The organism is Mesorhizobium sp. 8 (genome assembly GCF_006351905.1).
GTDB lineage: Bacteria > Pseudomonadota > Alphaproteobacteria > Rhizobiales > Rhizobiaceae > Mesorhizobium > Mesorhizobium composti.
In genome coordinates this window covers 3,293,202-3,312,075 of the sequence record NZ_CP040914.1, presented here as the reverse complement: position 1 = coordinate 3,312,075, position 18,874 = coordinate 3,293,202, and the positions used below count along the sequence as shown (strand labels likewise).

Here is an 18,874-nt window from a genome sequence, read left to right as displayed (position 1 = left end):
CCATGGCCTCCTATGTCGTCATGGAGCCTCCGGGCCGGGCCGGCAGCGGCGATGCCGTCCTGGTGCGCGACGGCTTTTCGTGGCTCGCCTTCTTCTTTTCGCCGCTGTGGCTGCTGTGGCACCGGTTGTGGGTCGAAGCACTGCTGGCTTTCATCGTGCTCGGCCTGCTTTCGGCGCTGAGCGAAACGGCCGGCCTCGGCCTTGCCGGATCGCTTTTGACCCTGCTCGTCTCGCTCTTCGTCGGGCTGGAGGGGCAGGGCTTGAAGATCGCGGCGCTGCGGCGGCGCGGCTGGCGCGAGAGCGGCGTGGTCGAGGCGCAAGGGCTGGCCGACGGCGAAATCCGCTATGCGGCGACGCTGGAAGCCCAACCGGAGCCGCAGGCGCCGGTGCTCGTGCCGGATGCGGCGCGCGCGCGGCCGATCCACACCGGCATGGCGCTCGGCCTGTCGCACAATCCGGGACGGGTCTGACATGCGCGTCGCCATCATCGACTACGGTTCCGGCAATTTGCGCTCGGCCACCAAGGCGTTCGAGCGCGCCGCGCGCGAGGCCGGCATCGCGGCCGAAATCGAACTTACGGCGGACGCCGAGCGGGTCCGTACGGCCGACCGCATCGTCCTGCCGGGCGTCGGCGCCTATGCCGACTGCGCCGCCGGCCTGCATGCCGTCCCCGGCATGTGGGAAGCGATCGAGGAAGCGACCGGGCCGAAGGCAAGGCCGTTCCTCGGCATCTGCGTCGGCATGCAGCTGATGTCGGAACGCGGGCTGGAAAAGACGGTGACCCAAGGCTTCGGCTGGATCGGCGGCGACGTGAAACTGATCGAACCCGCCGAGCCGGCTCTGAAAGTGCCGCAGATCGGCTGGAATACCATCGAATTGAGGCGCGAGCATCCGCTTTTCGACGGCATCGCGACTGGCGAGGGCGGGCTGCACGCCTATTTCGTTCATTCCTACCATCTGGCGGCGAGACACGCGGGCGAGGTGCTCGCCGTCACCGACTATGGTGGGCCGGTGACGGCCGCCGTGGCTCACGAAAACCGCGTCGGCACGCAGTTCCATCCCGAAAAGAGCCAGGCGCTCGGCCTGGCCCTCATCGCCAATTTTCTGCGGTGGAAACCATAGGAGCGAGCATGAGCAAGAAAGGCTACTGGATGGCGATGGTCGACGTTCGCGACCCCGACACCTACAAGAAATACATCGAGGCCAACGCCGCCGCCTTCTCCAAATACGGCGCCCGTTTTCTCGTCCGATCCGGGCAATATTTCAACCCGGAGGGGCCGACCGGCAACCGGCACGTCATCATCGAGTTCGATTCGTACGAGACGGCGCTGGCCTGCTACCGGTCGCCCGAATACCAGGAGGCGTTGAAATATCGCCTCCCCGCCTCGGAAGCGCGCATCGTCATCGTCGAAGGCGCCTGAGCGGATGATCCTCTTCCCCGCCATCGACCTCAAGGACGGCCAGTGCGTGCGCCTGAAGCTCGGCGACATGGCGACCGCCACCGTCTACAACGAAAATCCGGGCGCGCAGGCGAAGGCCTTCGAGGACCAAGGATTTTCGTGGCTGCATGTGGTCGATCTCAACGGCGCCTTCGAGGGCCAGAGTGTCAACGGCGCGGCGGTCGAGGCGATCCTCAAGGCGACGAAGAACCCGGTGCAGCTCGGCGGCGGCATCCGCACGCTGGCCCATATCGAGAGCTGGCTGGACAAGGGGCTCGCCCGCGTCATCCTCGGCACGGCGGCGGTGCGCGATCCCGAACTGGTCAGGCAAGCCTGCCGGCTTTATCCGGGCCGGGTCGCCGTCGGCATCGACGCCAAGGGCGGCAAGGTCGCGGTGGAGGGCTGGGCGGAGGCGTCCGAATTGGGCGTTATCGAACTGGCGCAAAAATTCGAGGGCGCCGGCGTGGCGGCGATCGTCTATACCGATATCGACCGCGACGGCGTGCTTTCCGGCATCAACTGGGATGCCACCATCGACCTTGCCGAGGCTGTTTCCATCCCCGTCATCGCCTCGGGCGGCCTCGCCTCCATCGCCGATATCGTGCGCATGACCATGCCGGACGCCGCCCGTCTCGAAGGCGCGATTTCCGGCCGCGCGCTCTATGACGGCCGCATCGATCCGGCCGAAGCTCTTGCGGTGCTGCGGGGAGCCGCCGTGGAGGCCAGCCGATGAAGCTTGCTCTCATCCTCGCCCCCTATGACAGCGGCCACTACCATGCCGGCTTCGGACAGGGGCCGGACGCCATCATCACCGGCGGGCTGGTGGACGAGCTGGCGCTGCACGGCCACGAGGCCGAGGTGATCGAGATCGACAGAATAGAGGACGAGGACCTGCGCGAGATCACCGCCGGCTTCGCCGTCTGCGACGCCGTTTCGCGCGCCATCGGCATCGCGCGGGCGGAAGGGCGTTTCCCCATCGTGCTCGCCGGCAACTGCCTGACGGCTGCCGGAGCGATCGCCGGTGAAGGGTCCGATTCCATCGTCTGGTTCGACCAGCACGGCGACATCAACACGCCGGAAACCTCGTCCACTGGCTTCCTCGACGGCATGGCGCTGGCGACGGTGCTCGGCCTGTGCTGGCGAACCATCGCCAACGCCATTCCGGGCTTCAGCGCCATCGACCCGTGGCGCTGCATGCTGGTCGGCGCGCGCGACCTCGACGCCACCGAAAAGAAGCTGCTGGAGGACCTGCCGGTCATCCGCGCCAGTTGCGCCGACCTGCCCGAAAAGGCGGAAAGGCTGAAAGCGGCCGGCGCGGAACGCACCCATCTTCACATCGACCTCGACGTGCACAATTCGGACACGTTGCAGGCCAACCGCTATGCCGCACCGGGCGGCCCTTCCCCGCAGGACGTGCGCCAAGCCGTCTCGGCGCTGGCGCGCGCAGTCCCGGTGACCGGCGTGACGATCACCGCCTACGATCCAGCCTTCGACGCCAAGGGCGAGGTGCCGCCGGTGGTCGGGCGGCTCCTGGTCGATTTCCTCGCCGCGATGGAACGCATCTGATGCTCAAGGCCCGCGTCATTCCCTGCCTCGACGTCAAGGGCGGCCCGCGATGCCCGCAGCCGCGCAGCGGCGAGGACACGCAAGTGAAAAAAGAGGCCGCCCTGTGACCCTCAAGGCCCGTGTCATCCCCTGCCTCGACGTCAAGGGCGGCCGCGTCGTCAAGGGTGTCAACTTCGTCGACCTGGTCGATGCCGGCGACCCGGTGGAGGCGGCCAGGGCCTATGATGTAGCCGGCGCCGACGAGCTCTGCTTCCTCGACATCACCGCCTCGTCCGACAACCGCGAGACGATCTTCGACGTGATCGCCCGCACCGCCGAGCAGTGCTTCATGCCACTGACGGTGGGCGGCGGCGTGCGCCAGGTGAGCGATATCCGCAAGCTGCTGCTGGCCGGCGCCGACAAGGTGTCGATCAACACGGCGGCGGTGAAGAACCCGGACTTCGTGGCGGAAGCGGCCGACAAATTCGGTGACCAGTGCATCGTCGTCGCCATCGACGCCAAGAAGGTGTCCGGTGCCGGCGAGGCCGACCGCTGGGAGATATTCACCCATGGCGGGCGCGAGAGGACCGGCATCGACGCGGTCGCCTTCGCTCAGCATGTCGTCAACCTCGGCGCCGGCGAGATCTTGCTCACCTCGATGGACCGCGACGGCACCAAGGCGGGCTACGACATTCAGCTGACCCGCGCGGTGGCGGATGCCGTGCATGTCCCGGTGATCGCTTCCGGCGGCGTCGGCACGCTGGATGATCTGGTGGCAGGCATTCGCGACGGCCATGCGGCGGCGGTGCTGGCCGCCTCGATCTTCCATTTCGGCACCTATACGGTCATGCAGGCCAAGCGCCATATGGCGGCGGCCGGCCTTCCGATGCGACTCGACTCGGCCGCCGCCGCGCCGTAAACCGCCGTCATGACCGATTTTACGCTGTCCGACCTGGAAAAGACCATCGCCGAGCGCGCCCGCTCGGGCGATCCCGACTCATGGACGGCGAAGCTCTTTTCCAAAGGTATCGACAAGGCCGCCCAGAAGCTTGGCGAGGAGGCGGTCGAGACGGTGATCGCCGCCGTGAGGGGCGATACCAAAGGCGTCGTTTCGGAAAGCGCCGATCTCCTTTATCATTGGCTGGTGGTGCTTGGCATAGCTGGTGTCAAGCTGGACGACGTGCTGACCGAACTGGAGCGCCGTACCGGCCGTTCCGGCTTGGCGGAAAAGGCTTCGCGCAAGGATTGAAGCCGCCTCGGCAGGAAAGAAGGGGACCCTGTTGGATCAGCTTGCACCCACCGAGAAGTATTCTCCCTATCTTTTCTTTTCGGCGCGCGAATGGGCCGCATTCCGCGCCGATACGCCGCTGACGCTGAGCGAGGACGAGATCGACCGCCTGCGCTCGCTGAACGACCCGGTCGACCTCGAAGAGGTCAAGCGCATCTATCTGTCCATGTCGCGGCTGTTGTCGGCGCATGTCGAGGCGAGCCAGCTGCTGTTTCGCCAGCGGCAGCTGTTCTTCAACAAGCAGAGCGTGGTCAAGACGCCCTACATCATCGGCGTCGCCGGCTCCGTCGCTGTCGGCAAATCGACCACCGCACGCGTGCTGAAGGAGCTTCTGGCGCGCTGGCCCTCCAGCCCGAAGGTCGACCTTGTCACCACCGACGGCTTCCTGTTGCCCAACGAGGTGCTGCGACGCGAAAACCTGATGGAGCGCAAGGGCTTTCCCGAAAGCTACGACATCGGTGCGTTGCTGCGCTTCCTGTCCGGCATCAAGTCCGGCCAGCGCGACGTTCAGGCACCGCTCTATTCGCACCTCACCTACGACGTCCTGCCGGGATCGTTCGCTACCATCGACCGCCCCGATATCCTGATCTTCGAGGGCATCAACGTGCTCCTGCCCGGCAAGCTGCCGGCCGACGGCAAGTTCGTGCCGTTCCTGTCGGATTTCTTCGACTTCTCCATCTATATCGACGCCGACGAGAAGCTGATCCACGACTGGTACATTTCCCGCTTCATGCGGCTGCGCGAAACGGCCTTCCGCAACCCGGAATCCTTCTTCCACCGCTATTCGCAGCTTTCCGAAAGCGCTGCGCGCGCCATCGCGGAAGGGTTGTGGACTAACATCAACCTGAAGAACCTGCGCGAGAACATCCTGCCGACACGGCCGCGCGCCGACCTCATCCTGCGCAAGGGCGCCGACCATCTGGTCGAGGAAGTGGCGCTGCGCAAGCTGTAGGCATCAGGGTTTCGTCACGCGCCGGAGCGTCAGGTTGATGCGGCCGCCGTTCTTCAGCAGCGTCGAGGTGTCGGGATAGATGCGGTCGACGCCGTGGAAGGCCAGCCGGCTTTCCCCGCCGAGCACCGCCACGTCGCCCGAGCGAAGCCGGAGTGAGACGGTGGGGTCAGTGCGTTTCGTGCCACCGATGCGGAAGAGGCAATCGTCGCCCACCGAGACGGAGACGACAGGGGCGGCGAAATCCGTTTCGTCGCGGTCCTGATGCTGGCTCATCTTCGCCGCCGCCGAATAGAAATTGACCAGGCAGGCCTCGGGCGGATGCGGATAGCCCGAAACCTCGGCCCACAGATCGAGCAGAATGCCGGGGATCGGCGGCCACGGTTCGCCGGTGACGGGATGCGTCGCCTGATAGCGATAGCCATACGCGGCGTCGGTGACCCAGCCGAGCGCACCGCAATTGGTCATGCGCACGCTCATCTCCTTGCCGCTGCGCGGCAGCGTCGGCACGTAAAGCGGCGCCTGAGCCACCACGGCGCGGACGGCCTCCAGCAGTGAGGCCCGCGCGTCCGGCGGAAAATGGCCGGGGAGGTGGCGAAAGCCTTCAGGCGGTGCGGTCATGGCGGATATTCCTGCAGGATCGGCCCTTTCTGCTCCTTTCAACGGAAAACGGCGACCCGAAAGCCGCCGTTCCATTTCTGCAAGCGATCGATGCCTTCAGGCGGCGGGAAGCTCGGGAATGCGCAGCACCTGGCCGGGGTAGATCTTGTCGGGATGCTTGAGCATCGGCTTGTTGGCCTCGAAGATCAGCGTGTTCTTGGCGCCCTTGCCCTTGCCGTACTCAGCCTCCGCGATCTTCCACAGGTTGTCGCCTTTCTTGACGGTGTAGAACACCGGCGCCTCGGCCGGCGCGGCCGCGTCGCCGACCTTCAACTCGTCGGCCTGCACCTTGGAGACGCCGAGCGTGTTGCCGACGGCGATCACCGCCTTCTCGAAGATCGACTGGTCCTTGACGTCGCCCTTGAGGACCGCCGTATCGCCCTTGACCTCGACCTGCACGGCGTCGGTACCGAGCTTGTGGGAATCCAGCTCCTTCTTGAGTGCCTCGGCTTTCGCCGCGTCGTCGTCATCATCGCCGAAGCCGAGCTTCTCGCCGACGCCCTTGACGAAATCAAAAAGTCCCATGCACGCCTCCTGCGCAATTCCTGCTTCAATGCCCGCTCCGGCGACGATCTTGGCATCTGCACGCTGGAATTGAAAGCGGCTTCGCCCTGCCGTTGCGTCAGTCTCTCTCCACCCTGCCGCGCAGCTTCTTGACGGTCGAGCGGCCGGCCTTTTCCTTCAGGCGGCGCTCCACCGCGCCTTTGGACGGCTTCGTCTTCTTGCGCGGCGGCGGCGGCGGTTCGGCGGCGCGGGCGACCAGCGCCGTCAATCGCTCGCGGGCATCGGCGCGGTTGCGCTCCTGCGTGCGGAAACGGTCGGCCTCGATGACGACGACGCCGTCCTTGGTGGCGCGCTGGCCGGCCAGCCGGATGACGCGCGCCCTGACCCGTTCGGACAGGCCAGGCGCATTCGCCGCGTCGAAGCGCAACTGCACGGCCGTCGCCACCTTGTTGACGTTCTGGCCGCCCGGCCCGGAGGCGCGCACGAAGCTTTCGCTCAGGTCGTCCAGCCGGATGACCGCTTCCGCCGAGATGATGATGTCGTCGCCGCTGCTCATGGCGCAGTCATGACGTGACGGCGGGCAAAAGAAAAGGCCCGGCGCAGCGGCCGGGCCTTTCAAAAAAGCAGGCGGCGGTTCAGGCGACGGCGCCGCCGATCCAGTGCGACAGCGCGGTCTTGGGCGCCGCACCCACCTTGATGTCGGCCACTTCACCGCCCTTGAAGATCATCAGCGTCGGGATGGAGCGTACGCCGAACTGCGCGGCGAGCTCCGGATTCTCGTCGATGTTCAGCTTGGCGACCTTGACCTTGCCGCTGAGTTCGGTGGCGATCTCTTCCAGCGACGGGCCGATCATCTTGCAGGGACCGCACCACTCAGCCCAGAAATCGACCACGACGGGCTCCTTGGCCTCGAGCACATCGGTGCGGAAGTTGCTGTTGTCGACCTTGACGGTGGCCATGAAAGAATCCTTTCGGGTTGGACAGTTCTGCCAGATGTGGTGGTTGCGGTGCCGTTCTTCAAGCAAATCCGAGCAGGTCTTGTGTCACGACCCGGTGAGTCGGGCAAGCGCCGCATCCATCGCCTCTTCCGGCAGCTCGATCAGGCCGGGCGCCTCGGTGAACAGCAATGCAGCGCGCACCGCCTTGCCCGGATAGAGCGGTTTCAGCAGTGCCCTGTAGAGCGCAAGCTGGAGGACGTATGCGGGCGGCGCGGCTGCCAGCGACGCCGGCGCCGGACGGTTGGTCTTGAAATCGACGATCAGGACGTCGGTGCCGGTCACAGCAAGCCGATCGATCTTGCCTGCGACCGCGCGCGACTGGCCTTTCAGGTCGATCGTGCCGACGATGGAGATTTCGGCGCGTGAGCCGGGCGCAAACAGCGGTGCGAAGCGCTGGTCCGTCAGGATCGCCTCGACGGCGGCCAGCGCCTTGTCGCGCTCCAACTCCGGCCAGCCGGCGCCGGCACGCTCCAGATAGCGCCGGGCGGCATCCACGCGTGCGTCGTCGGCAAGGCCGGGCAGCATCTGCAAAAGCTTGTGAACGGCCAGCCCGCGCTGCACGGCGAAGCCCGGCTCGGCCTCGGCGTCCAGCACCGGCGAGCGCGGATCGGTCACCGGTTCCTTTTCCGCCTCGACCAGCGCCGAGGCGCCGGACGGCGACAGCGGTTTCGGCAGGTCTTCGAGGTCGCGCAAAGGCTTGAACAGTGCCGCTGGCACCGGGCCGAAATCCGCCGGTGCGTGATCCGCCGTCTCGGCTTCGCCGTCGAGCGGCGGCATGGCGTTGGCGCGGAAGCGATGAACCGGCTCGCCGGTCACCGGGTGCGGCAGTTCCCTGGTTTCCGGCGCGTCGACCAGCGCCCGTAGAACCAGCGCGTGCCACGTCGCATCGGAAGGTTTGCGCTTGCCATGATAGCCGGCGACGATCAGCCGGTCCTCGGCGCGAGTCATGCCGACATAGAGAAGACGGCGGTATTCGTCGTCGGCCAGCTGCCTTGCCCGTTCCGCCGCGCCGCGCGAAAAGCCGTTGGCGACATCGGAGGCCGAGCGCCACAGATAGCCCTTGCCGCGCCACTGTGCGCCTGCGGGCGCGTCGAAGGGCATCAGGCGCGGCAGGTGTTGGTCGCTGAAGGGCGCGGCGCCGCTGTCGACCAGGAACACCACCGGCGCCTCCAGCCCCTTGGCGGCGTGCACGGTCATGATGCGCACCTCGTCGCGCGTCTGGTCCATCTCGCGCTTGATCTCCGGGCCGGCGTTCTCCAGCGTCGACAGGAAGGCGTCCAGCCCCGGCAGGCCGGTGCGCTCCTCGGCCAGCGCGAAGTTGAGGAATTCGTCGAGGATGTCGCCGGCTTCCGGCCCCAACCGCGCGATCATCCTGCGGCGCACGCCGTCGCGGGCCAGCAGGCCGGCGTAGAACTCGAACACCGGCCGAAACGCCGCCTCGTTCGACCAATTGTCCAGCTGGGTGACGACGGCTACGAGCGCGGCATTGGAACCGGCCCTCGCCCTGAGCGAATCGATCAGCGAGACACCGCGCTCCCGCCCGCTGGCGAGATCGAACAGCACTTCTTCGGACACGTCGAAGATCGGCGAGCGCAGCACCGCCGCCAGCGACAGGTCGTCATGCGGCTGCAACAGGAAGCGGCCGAGCGCGATCAGGTCCTGCACCGCGATATGGGCGGGCAGTGACAGCCGATCGGCGCCGGCGACGGGGATGTTCTTTTCCTTGAGACTCTTGGCCAGCGCATGGACGAAACGGTCGCGCTTCCTGACCAGCACCACCACGTCGCCGGCGCGCAGCCTACACCCCTTGCCCTCGATGACTTCGCCCGTCCGCAGCCAGTGGCGGATGGTGGCGGCGATCGTCTCGGCGAGACGCACGGCCGGCGCACTGGCATGGTTGACCGGCAGCGTCCAGTCGTCCGGTTCCTCCACCTGCTCGGCGCCGAGCGACGGCCAGACCTCGACATAGCCGGGCGCATCGTTGCGGATCGGCTTGTGGTCGAGCGGATCGGGATCGTGGCTGATGCCGCGTCGTACCGCGGGATCGGCGAAGACGCGATCGACCGCCGCCAACACGTCGCCGGTGGAGCGGAACGACCAGGTGAGCTTCAGGTCGGCGAAGGCGGCTCCGCCGCCGCGTGCGCCGGTCGCGAAAAGCGTGCGGCTCTCGTGGAAGGAATCCGGCGCCGCGCCCTGGAAGGAATAGATCGACTGTTTCTCGTCGCCGACGGCGAAGATGGTGCGGGGAACGCCGTCGCGCGCGCCGATGCCGGCGAAGAAGTCGCCGGCCAGCCGCTTGACGACCTCCCACTGGTCGGGACTGGTGTCCTGCGCCTCGTCGAGCAGGATGTGGTCGATGCCCTGGTCGAGCTTGTATTGCACCCACGGCCCAGCGTCGGCGCGGGCGAGCAGGCCGACGGTGCGGGTAATCAGATCGTTGAAATCGAGGAAGCCGCGGCCGCGCTTGACCTGCTCGTAGCGGGCGATCAGCCAGTCGGCAACGGTGAGCGCCGCGCGCGTGCCCTCCAGCATGGAAAGCAGCGCCACCCGGTCGGCGGTCGCCATGATCGCCTCGGCCGCCTCCAGATAGCGCTCGGGCAGGTCCGGCATCTCACCGAGCAGCGCCTTGCCGAACAGCCAGCCTGGCTTGTAGGGCTCACCCTTGCCGCCGAGAAACGCTTTCGCCAGCAGGCCGAGCCGACGCAGCGGGTCGGCCTCGGCGAAGGCGGTCTGGGCATCCGTGACGAGACTGTCCTGCGTGCGGGCGGCGCCCAGCCTCCGGCAGGCCAGCGCCAGCGTCTCCAGATAGGCAGGCGCAAAGCCGGGCAGCGGCCACAACCCGGCGGCGATCACGGCGGGCGTCTCGCCCGGCGCAAAGCCGAAGGCGTCGAACAGCGCGGAAAACCCGCTGCCGTCGCCGCCGATCTGGCCGATGAAGGCGCGCAACCCATCGCGCTTGCGCACGATCTCGGCAAGCAGCGCGTCCAGCCCCGCTTCGCCGCCGCGCTCCAGCACCGTGGCGAAGGCTTCCGCCAGTTCGCCGCCGTCGGCAGCACCCGCGCCCGAGATCATGTCGCGGCGGGTCGCGGCAAAAAGGGCGGCCTCCATCTGCGGGTCGAGCATCTCGAAATGCGCGGCGATGTTGGCTTCCAGCGGGAACTGATGCAGCACCCATTCGCAGAAGGCGTGGATGGTCTGGATCTTCAGCCCGCCCGGCGTCTCCAGCGCCTCGGCGAACAGCCGTCGCGCCCGCCGCATGATGGCCGCGCCGGGTTGCCGGCCCTCCAGCGCCGAAATGCGTTCCGCCAGCTCCGCGTCGGGCAGCGCCGTCCATTCCGACAGGGTGGAAAAGACCCGGTTCGCCATGTTGGCGGCGGCCGCGCGCGTATAGGTGAGGCAAAGAATCCGCGAGGGATTCGTGCCGGCAAGCAGAAGGCGGATGACGCGTTGCGCCAGCACATGCGTCTTGCCCGAGCCGGCATTGGCCGACACCCAGGCGGAGGTGGCGGGGTTTGCTGCCTTCGCCTGACTTTCGGCGGTGTCGGTCGGTATGGGGTAGCGGCGTTTCATTCTTCGCCGCCTCCTTCGTCACCCTCGCCGCCGGCCGACCATTCCAGCACGCGGGCGAGATGGTCGTAGTCGCCGCCGGGCTCGCCTTCACGGAACGGCAGCGCCCGCGACAGGTAGCCGGTCGCCGCGTCCTGATAGTGGACAAGCAGCTTTTCCAGCCGCGCCCAGGCTTCCTCGGAAAGGTCGGCGGCGCTGCGCGGCTGGCGGTTGTATTCGAGGATGGATTCCTGCACCACCTCGCCGTTCGCCTTGAGCCGCACGAAAGCGAGATCGGCCGGCTCTCGGGCGCCGAGCGCGGCGAAGGCGCCGCGCTTCAGCAGCGCGCCTTCCAGCGCGAGCTGCGGCGACAGCAGAGTATGCGCCTGGCCCTTGGAGGGATAGGAGCCCGTCTTGTAGTCGAGGATGTCGGCCATGCCGCCGGCCAGAAGATCGACTCGGTCGGCATAGCCGGACAGCGTCACTCCCGATGCGCCGACGATCGTCTTGCCGGCGCGCTCCTCGGCATGGCGGCGCGCGACGTCGAGCGCGCGGCCGCGCTCCCATTCGACGATGTTGGTGGCAAGTGCGGTAAAGCGCGGCCACCACACCGCATGCACGTCTTCGGGCAGGGCTGCTTCGGCAAAGCAGGCACGGCCGGCGGCTCGCAGCGCCTCCAGCGCCTCGGGCGCGGCGGGATCGGCGCAATCGCGCGCAAAGCGGTGCAGGATGGCGTGGAACAGCGTGCCGCGTTCGGCTGCGCCCGGATCGCGGATCGCCGGCTCCAGCGCCGCGAGGCCGAGGACGCGCCTTGCATAGATCGCATAGGGATCACGCCGCAGCGTCTCGATTTCGGTGACGGAAAAATGCGTCGGGCGCGTGCCGAGCGGCGGCTTCGGCGCGGGTCGCGGCGCGAAATCCTGCCTCGGCGCGTCGTCCAGCGCGCGTGCCCATGAAAGCAGTTCTTCGCCACGGGCGCGCAGCGCCCTGGCCTGCTCCGGCCCGGTGAAGGTGAGCAGCCGTTGCAGCCAGCGCGACGGCACAACCGGCGCGTCGCCCGAGCGCGCGGCGCGCGCCAGCACGACGTTTTGCGCCCCCATCGCCATCTGGAAGTCGTGCGCGGCAAGGCCGATGCGGCGTTCCGGCGGCTCCAGTTCGATGCCCGTCTTCATCAGCCGCGACATGAAGCGGTCGCCTTCGGGGCGGCGCGGCCACACGCCCTCGTTCAGCGCGCCGATAACCAGCGTATCGACATGCTGCAACCGCGCTTCCAAGGCACCCCAGATGGCGATGGCCTTGTCGGCGCCACGCGCCGGCTTGACCGTTTCAGTCGCCATCAGCGCGGCCATGACGTCCGGCGATTCACCGGCGGCAAGGGTGAAGGAGGCCTGCGCGGCGATCAGCCCGCGCAACAGCTCGGCCAGTCGCTCGCCGGCGTCGCCGCCATAAAGCCGCGCCAGCGTGCCGTCGGCGTCGCGCCCCAGCGCCTCCAGCGCGGTGACGGCGGCGTGGACCAGTGCATGAATATCAAGCTCCGGTTCGCCGCGCAGCGCGGTCAGCGGCTCCAGCGCCGCCGCCAGCCGCTCCAGCATGGCATTGGCCTGCTCTATGGCGCGGGTCGACAGGCGCTCCAGCCAGAAGGGTTGGCGCTGCTCGTTGGCAAGGCGTGTCAGCCGTGCCGTAAACAGTGCCGGCAGCGTGGCGATGTCCGGGCGGCCGGTGCCGCCGCGCAGCGCGACAAGCTCGACGGTTTCGGCGGCATGGCGCACGGCGGGACGCTCCAGCCCGAGTGCCAGCAACGGGTGCTTGAGCAGCGCCAGTATCGCCACCGGGTCGCCGGGCCGAAAGGCCGTTTCCAGGGCCAGCGAAAGCAACGTCGCCGGCGGCGTGCCGGCAAGCGGCGTACCGCCGGAATCGTCGGCAATCACGCCGAAGCGCTTCAGTTCCGCCGACACGCGGCGCGCCAGCGCTCGGTCGCCGGTGACAAGCGCCGCGCGATGGCCCGATTCCATCACCGCCTGCCGGAGTGCCAGCGCGATGGCGGCGGCTTCCTCGCGCTCGTTCGCCGCCTCAACCAGCGTCACGCCGGCAAGCGCCCGATCGACCTCGGCGGCAGGAAAACGGCCGCGCGTCTCGCTCCACAGTTCGGTCGTCTCGGCCGGCCGCAGCGCTTCGCTCACCAGTGCAGCGCGCAGGGCGACGGCTCTTTCCACCGTGCCCAACGGGCCGACCTCGTCGCGCGTGACGCCGAGTTTGCCGATCAGTTTCGCCAGCCCGTATTGCGGATGGCCGAGCAGGGCGGGGGCGGCGCCGGATCGGGTGATGGCGGCGAAGGAGACGGCGTCCATCGCAGTGTCCAGCCCCGGCAGCACGACGGCGCCGTTGGGGAGCGAAGCGATCGTTGCCAGCAGTTCGGCGGTGGCGGGAATCGAGCCGGTCGAACCGGCGGCGACCACCGGCCCGGCGGGCGGGTTGCGCTTCAGCCGCGCCGCCTCCAGCCGGATCAGCGCGCTGCGGCGGGCCGCCGGATCGGAGCGGCCGCGCTCGGCCAGCAGCGTGGGCCAGTTCTCGGTGACGATCTTCAGGAAATCCAGCGTCACCTGCCACCAGCCGGCGAGGTTGCCCTCGACCAACCCGGCGAGCTTGGCCCAGTCGGCGCCCTCCGTCTCGATCTCGTCCATCAGGGCGCACAGGTCGCGCGCCAGCCACACGGCGTCTGCCGCCGAGGCCGGCACCACCACCTCCTCGTCGAAGAGGGCCGCGACATGCGCCGGAAGGCGCCGCTTCCAGGCGCGCACCAGCGGCGCGAGCAAAAGCAGCCGCTCGGTCGCGGCGATCGGCGGCGGGATGGACGCCGCTTCGGACGGTTCGATGTCGAAGGCGGCATCGTCCTCGTCGAACTCGCCGAGCGGCCTAATCAGCGGCAGGATCGCCGATTTGCCGCCCAGCACCTCGGCGAAGACGCCGCGCAGAGCGCGAGCCGCGCGGCGCGTCGGCACGTAGAGGGTGACGTCGGCCAGCGCCAGCGGATCGCGGTCGAAGAGGAAGCCGGGAACCAACCTGCCGTAGAGCAGCGCGCGCGCCAGCGTTTCGAGAAACGGGGCGCCGGAAGGTATGGAGAGAACGCGGCCGCTCATGGCGCCGCGGCGAGCGCCTCGGCGACGGCGGCTTCGGCTGGTGCGATGGCGTCGGGCGTGCCGACGGTGATCCAGCGCCCGCGCATGACCATGCCGTGCAGCCTGCCGGTGGCGATCGCGGCATCGAAATAGCGGTTGAGCGACGCCGGTCCGGCCGCAGCGCCTTCGAAGATGCGCGGATTGACGATGGCCGCCCCGGCATAGATCACCCCGGCCGGATCGCCGCGCGAGCGCGAGAGGCGCCCGTCGTCGGCTAGAAGAAAGTCGGTGCTGCCGGAGTGGCCGGTGACTGTTTCGAGAGCGGAAAGCATCAGCAGAATATCCATCCGCGCCGCGTCCCATGCAAGGGCGAGGCGGGCAAGGTTCGGCTGGCCGGCGTCGATCCAGAACGTGTCGGCGTTCAGGATGTAGAAGGGCTCGGTGCCGATCAGCGGCAGCGCCTTGACGATGCCGCCGGCGGAATCGAGCAGGCCGTCGCGTTCGTCGGAAATGACGATGCGGGGAGCCTCGCGGTCCGCGACATGGGCAACGATCTGGTCCGGCAGGTAATGCACGTTGACGATCGCCTTCTCGACATCGACGGCGGCGAGTGCGTCCAGACCCCGGTCGAGCAGGGTCCTGTCGGCGATCTTTATCAGCGGCTTCGGCAGCGTGTCGGTGATCGGCCGCATCCGCTTGCCGAGTCCGGCGGCCAGCACCATGGCGGTCGTCGGCGCTTTCGTCGCGTCCGCGCTCACAGCGTCCGTTCCTCCAATATGCCGTTCTTCTCGTAGAAAGCCTTCAGCCCGGCAAGGGCGGGATGCGCCAGCGCGCGCCTTAGATAGTCGCGGATGCGCGGCAGGTGCTTCAGATAGGTCGGCTTGCCGTCGCGACGGTCGAGCCGGACGAAGATGCCGAGGATCTTGGAATTGCGCTGCGCGGCCATGATGGCGTACGCCTCGGCGAAGGCGTCCGCGTCGAAGTCGCCGGCGGCCTGCCGCGCCGCGACATAGGCGTCGTAGGTCACCTTTTCGATCTCCGGCGGAACCGTCACACGTGCGTCCATGGCGAGAGAAGCGACATCGTAGGCCGATGGTCCGACCAACGCATCCTGGAAATCGAGGATGCCGAGCCGGTCATGGCCCTTCCGCTCGGGCCGCCAGACGATGTTGGGCGAGTGGAAATCACGCAGCATCAGGGTCGTTTCAGCCTCAGCGAGGCGGTCGAACAAAGCGTTCCATTCGCGCTGGTAGCCGTCGTGGACGGCGTCGCTTGCCGGCGCACCGGTGACGGCCGGGATGTACCAGTCGACAAGCAGATCGGCTTCGATCGTCATGGCGGCGCGGTCGAAGGGCGGCACTTCATGAACAACGCCGGGCTTGGCTTCCGGCCGATATGGCCACGATTGCCCATGCATGAAGGCGAGCAGTTCGGCGGCGGCTACATAGCGGTCCGCCATCGGCCTGCCGTCATCAAGAAATGGACCGGAGCCAAGATGCTCCGTCAGCAGAAAGCCCTGGTCGAGGTCTTGCGAAAAGATTTCGGGCACCGTTACGCCGCCTGCCGCCAGCGCACGGTCGATGGCGACGAAGGCGGCGACGGTACGCGAGGTGTGGGCGATCTCGGCATAGGCCTTGCCGTCGCGAACCGGCGGGCCGAGCACCAGCGGCGGCGAATTCATCAGTATGCGTGGTTCCACATCGGGCAGGCGAACGATTTCGTAGGAACGCGCCGAGGCGTCGCCGACGAAATGGCGGCGTGTGGCATCGCCCCAACCGGATCGGCCGAGGAAGTCGCGCATCGCCAGCGACCGCGCGATGCGCTGGAAGGCCGGGCCATCGCCGGACAGGTGCGCCAGCCGCCCGTCTCCCTGATGCTTCAGGACGACCGTGACGGCGCCGGCCGGCAGATAACCCGCCGCGCGTTCCGGCCACTCGACCAGCACCGCGCCCTGCGCCAGCGCCTCGTCGAAGCCGAGTTCGTCCAGTTCGGAGGCATCGGCCAGCCGGTAGAGGTCGAAATGATGGACGGTCAGGCGGCCGTCGTAGCTCTGCACGAGCGTGAAGGTGGGGCTGGGAACGTCGAGGCCGGCATCGTCGGCAAGAGCGCGGATCAGCGCCCGCGCCAGCGTCGATTTGCCGGCGCCGAGATCGCCCGACAGTGCCAGCACGTCGCCGGGGTGCAGAGCCATGGCGAGGTCCTGGCCGAAGCGGATCGTCGCCGCCTCGTCCGACAGGAACCGTTCGAGTGCCGGACCGGCCATGCAGCGTGCTACTCGGCGGCTTCGCGGATGCCGGAGGGGGCGTCCGGGAAGGTGCAGATCACCGTCGTGCCGCGCGCCTCGCCGGTGTCGATGCGCACCGTGCCGCCATGCAGTTCGACGAAACTCTTGACGATTGACAGGCCAAGGCCGGCGCCGCGCCGGCGGCCGCCGTTGGCGCGTGACTCGAAGCGCCTGAAGACCATTTCCAGCACGTCCGGCGCCATGCCGGGCCCGTCGTCATGGACGGCGAACTCGATACCCTCGGCAACGCCGCGGCAGGTGAGTCGGACGGTGCTGCGCTCCGGCGCATAGTTGGCGGCGTTGGAAAGCAGGTTGTAGAGGATCTGGCGCACGCGGATTTCGTCGCCGTGGAAGCTGCGCGGAGCGTTGACGGCCTCGACCTCGAGCCTGATGCCGTGCTCCTCCAGCCGGTCGGCGACCAGTTCGGCGGCGGCGGCGATGGTGCGGCCGACCTCGACCTCGGAAATGTCGAGTTGCATGATGCCGGCATCGACGGTGGCGAGATCGAGGATATCGTTGACGATGGTGAGCAGCACCGACGAGGACGAGCCGATGTGCTCGAGATATTCGCGCTGCTTGCCGGTCAGCGGTCCGGTGGCCGGCAGCGCCATCAGTTCGGTAAAGCCGATGATGTTGGTCAGTGGCGAGCGCAGTTCGTAGGAGACGTGCTGCACGAACTCGTTCTTCAACTGGTCGGCCTTCAGCAGGGCCTCGTTCTTGTCCTTCAGCGCCCGCTCGACGTTGACGCTGTCGGTGACGTCGACGAAGGTCATCATCACCTGGCCATTCGGCAGGTGGATCGCGGCATGCCTGAGCACGCTGCCGTCGGTCAGTTCGACCTGACCGTGACGGTCGCGGCGCTCCTCGTCGAAACCGGTGACGGTGGCGACGAAAGCCGCCCATGGACTGTCCTTGGCGCGCCGGTCTGCGATGGTGCGGATCGCCGACACATGCACGCCCGGCTTGACCACGTCGGCGTTCAACCCCCACAGGGTGGTGAAGGCGGGGTTGGACAGGCGCAGCCGCCCGTCGGGACCGAACACGGCCACGCCCTCGGCCAGGTTGTCCAGCGTCTCGCCCTGCACGCGCACCGCCGTCTGGTAGCGGCTTTCGAGATCGATCTTCTCGGTCAGGTTCTCGAACACCCAGGTGACGCCGCCCTTCGGCTGCGGGTTGGCCAGCACGCGGATGGTCTTGCCGTCCGGCAGGTGCCACCAGTGCTCCTGCGATTCGACGGCGCGATAGGCGGACAGAAGCCCTTCCTTCCAGCGCCGCCATTCGGGCTGCTCGGCGATCTTGCCTTCGGTGCGAAGCCGGTCGAGCACCAGCGCGTTGTCCGGAGCGCTTCCGAGGAAGGCGCTGTCCAGCTCCCACAATTTCTGGAAGGCCTGGTTGAAGAAGCGCAGCTTCTGGTCGGCATCGAAGATGGCGACGGCCGTGTTGAGCTGGTCGAGCGTGTCGGCATGGCTGCGCACCGTGCGCTCGTATTCCGCGCGCACCTGCTCGATCGCGCTGACGTCGCTGGCGAGCCCGGCGGAGCCGTCCGCCGCGGCGAAATCGGTGACGGCGAACATGTGCCGGTCGCCGCCGACGACCGTCGAAAGCGTCTGCTCGAAGACCGGCCGCGCCGTATGAGCCTCGGCGATCGCCGTGCGCGCCTGGCTGCCGAGAAATTCCTTGCCGTCGCGTACGGCCGCGCCGCCGTCGGCTGCCTCGACGGCGGCGGCATAGGCCCGGTTCGCCCATTTCAGCGCGCCGTCGGCGGCCCGGATCCAAACCGGCATCTTCAAGGCGTCGAGCAGGCCGAAGACGGTGTCGTGCTCGGCGGCGAGCTGCCGGTTCTCGAGTTTCAGCCGGGCGTGCCCGCGTTGCGCTTCCGACAGCGAGACGAAACGCACGATGACATGGGCGGCGCTCTTGCGGCCCTGCACCTCGAGCGGCTGGCCGCTCTGCGATTCGATGACGAGGTCGAAAGCCGTTCCCTTCTCGCGGAGCGCCGTGACGGCATGTTCGAGCGCGGCCGCCGAGCGCGGCATCATCCAGCGGCCGAAGGCGAGGAAGGCCGACCGGTCTTCCGGGGCGCCGCTTTCCAGCGGCAAGGCGCCGGCCAGCTCCGGTCGCCTGTCGTCGCCGGACCAGATGACGACGCGCTGGTCACGCAGGTTGAGCAGCGCTTCACTCCGCTGCAGGGCGGCATTGACGTCGGCGATCCGTGCCCTGAGCGTGACGTTCTCGGCGGCGGTCCTGGCCCGCTCGCGGATCGTTATGATGGCCAGAAGCAGCGCCGCGCCCATGACGCCGGCCAGCACGGCGAGCTGGATGACCTCGACCGTGGTGATCGGTGGGGGGGCAGGGGTGGCTTGAGCAAAGGCGGCGACAGGGGCGAACAGGCCGGCCAGTGCGGAGCCCGCCAGGAGCAGCGCCCGCCGGGCGCGGCCCGGTCCGGTCCCCGCGCAAATGCCGGGCACGCTGCCCGTCGAATCCTGCTGGCCGCTGCTAGCGGCCTTTCCCGCGCGATGCGGGTCTTCCCCCGGCATGTCCGATC

Annotated in this window: 17 protein-coding genes; 8 read left to right on the top strand and 9 right to left on the bottom strand. The window is 68.0% G+C overall.

The genetic code is table 11. The features are described from left to right. Positions 1 to 2 precede the first annotated feature (2 nt). The 8 genes from FGU64_RS16100 to coaA all read left to right on the top strand — a co-directional run bounded on the left by FGU64_RS16100 (position 3) and on the right by coaA (position 5,224). Positions 3 to 470, top strand: coding sequence for a DUF2628 domain-containing protein (locus tag FGU64_RS16100; RefSeq protein ID WP_139954100.1), 468 nt, complete (start codon positions 3 to 5; stop codon positions 468 to 470). A gap of 1 nt (position 471) precedes the next feature. Continuing rightward, positions 472 to 1,122, top strand: a complete 651-nt coding sequence (hisH, locus tag FGU64_RS16095; protein WP_139954099.1) for an imidazole glycerol phosphate synthase subunit HisH — start codon at positions 472 to 474, stop codon at positions 1,120 to 1,122. A gap of 8 nt (positions 1,123 to 1,130) precedes the next feature. Then, positions 1,131 to 1,421, top strand: coding sequence for a DUF1330 domain-containing protein (locus FGU64_RS16090; RefSeq protein WP_139954098.1), 291 nt, complete (start codon positions 1,131 to 1,133; stop codon positions 1,419 to 1,421). Between the two features lie 4 nt (positions 1,422 to 1,425). Continuing rightward, entirely contained in the window at positions 1,426 to 2,172 is a 747-nt protein-coding gene (hisA, locus tag FGU64_RS16085) for a 1-(5-phosphoribosyl)-5-[(5-phosphoribosylamino)methylideneamino]imidazole-4-carboxamide isomerase (protein WP_139954097.1), read from the top strand. Next, positions 2,169 to 3,005, top strand: a complete 837-nt coding sequence (locus FGU64_RS16080) for an arginase family protein (protein ID WP_139954096.1) — start codon at positions 2,169 to 2,171, stop codon at positions 3,003 to 3,005. The genes hisA and FGU64_RS16080 overlap by 4 nt, the downstream gene beginning before the upstream one ends. 103 nt (positions 3,006 to 3,108) lie before the next feature. Next, on the top strand, positions 3,109 to 3,903 hold the full coding sequence (hisF, locus tag FGU64_RS16075; RefSeq protein ID WP_180375554.1) for an imidazole glycerol phosphate synthase subunit HisF: 795 nt from the start codon (positions 3,109 to 3,111) through the stop codon (positions 3,901 to 3,903). 9 nt (positions 3,904 to 3,912) lie between these two features. Next, positions 3,913 to 4,233, top strand: a complete 321-nt coding sequence (locus tag FGU64_RS16070; protein WP_139954094.1) for a phosphoribosyl-ATP diphosphatase — start codon at positions 3,913 to 3,915, stop codon at positions 4,231 to 4,233. Positions 4,234 to 4,264: 31 nt separating this feature from the next. Further along, complete coding sequence (coaA, locus tag FGU64_RS16065) at positions 4,265 to 5,224, top strand: type I pantothenate kinase (RefSeq protein ID WP_136354229.1); 960 nt, start codon at positions 4,265 to 4,267, stop codon at positions 5,222 to 5,224. Between the two features lie 3 nt (positions 5,225 to 5,227). On the opposite strand, the gene FGU64_RS16060 is transcribed toward coaA, so the two are convergent. The 9 genes from FGU64_RS16060 to FGU64_RS16020 all read right to left on the bottom strand — a co-directional run bounded on the left by FGU64_RS16060 (position 5,228) and on the right by FGU64_RS16020 (position 18,866). Continuing rightward, complete coding sequence (locus tag FGU64_RS16060) at positions 5,228 to 5,842, bottom strand: alpha-ketoglutarate-dependent dioxygenase AlkB (protein WP_139954093.1); 615 nt, start codon at positions 5,840 to 5,842, stop codon at positions 5,228 to 5,230. A 96-nt stretch (positions 5,843 to 5,938) separates the two neighbouring features. Then, positions 5,939 to 6,406 (bottom strand): peptidoglycan-binding protein LysM, encoded by a 468-nt coding sequence (gene lysM, locus FGU64_RS16055; protein WP_139954092.1) that lies wholly within the window; start codon positions 6,404 to 6,406, stop codon positions 5,939 to 5,941. A 97-nt stretch (positions 6,407 to 6,503) separates the two neighbouring features. Then, entirely contained in the window at positions 6,504 to 6,941 is a 438-nt protein-coding gene (arfB, locus tag FGU64_RS16050; protein ID WP_139954091.1) for an alternative ribosome rescue aminoacyl-tRNA hydrolase ArfB, read from the bottom strand. Between the two features lie 79 nt (positions 6,942 to 7,020). Beyond that, the gene (gene trxA, locus FGU64_RS16045; protein ID WP_136354220.1) at positions 7,021 to 7,344 is read right to left on the bottom strand and encodes a thioredoxin; all 324 of its coding nucleotides are present in this window, start codon (positions 7,342 to 7,344) and stop codon (positions 7,021 to 7,023) included. Between the two features lie 84 nt (positions 7,345 to 7,428). Next, entirely contained in the window at positions 7,429 to 10,953 is a 3,525-nt protein-coding gene (gene addA / locus FGU64_RS16040) for a double-strand break repair helicase AddA (protein WP_139954090.1), read from the bottom strand. Next, on the bottom strand, positions 10,950 to 14,066 hold the full coding sequence (addB, locus tag FGU64_RS16035) for a double-strand break repair protein AddB (RefSeq protein ID WP_139954089.1): 3,117 nt from the start codon (positions 14,064 to 14,066) through the stop codon (positions 10,950 to 10,952). The genes addA and addB overlap by 4 nt, the downstream gene beginning before the upstream one ends. Beyond that, positions 14,063 to 14,767: a nucleotidyltransferase family protein gene (locus FGU64_RS16030; RefSeq protein ID WP_139955410.1), complete on the bottom strand. Its 705-nt coding sequence runs from the start codon at positions 14,765 to 14,767 to the stop codon at positions 14,063 to 14,065. The genes addB and FGU64_RS16030 overlap by 4 nt, the downstream gene beginning before the upstream one ends. A gap of 32 nt (positions 14,768 to 14,799) precedes the next feature. Beyond that, positions 14,800 to 16,308: a tRNA (adenosine(37)-N6)-threonylcarbamoyltransferase complex ATPase subunit type 1 TsaE gene (gene tsaE, locus FGU64_RS16025; protein ID WP_139954088.1), complete on the bottom strand. Its 1,509-nt coding sequence runs from the start codon at positions 16,306 to 16,308 to the stop codon at positions 14,800 to 14,802. 8 nt (positions 16,309 to 16,316) lie between these two features. Next, positions 16,317 to 18,866: a PAS domain-containing sensor histidine kinase gene (locus FGU64_RS16020; RefSeq protein ID WP_139954087.1), complete on the bottom strand. Its 2,550-nt coding sequence runs from the start codon at positions 18,864 to 18,866 to the stop codon at positions 16,317 to 16,319. Positions 18,867 to 18,874 lie beyond the last annotated feature (8 nt).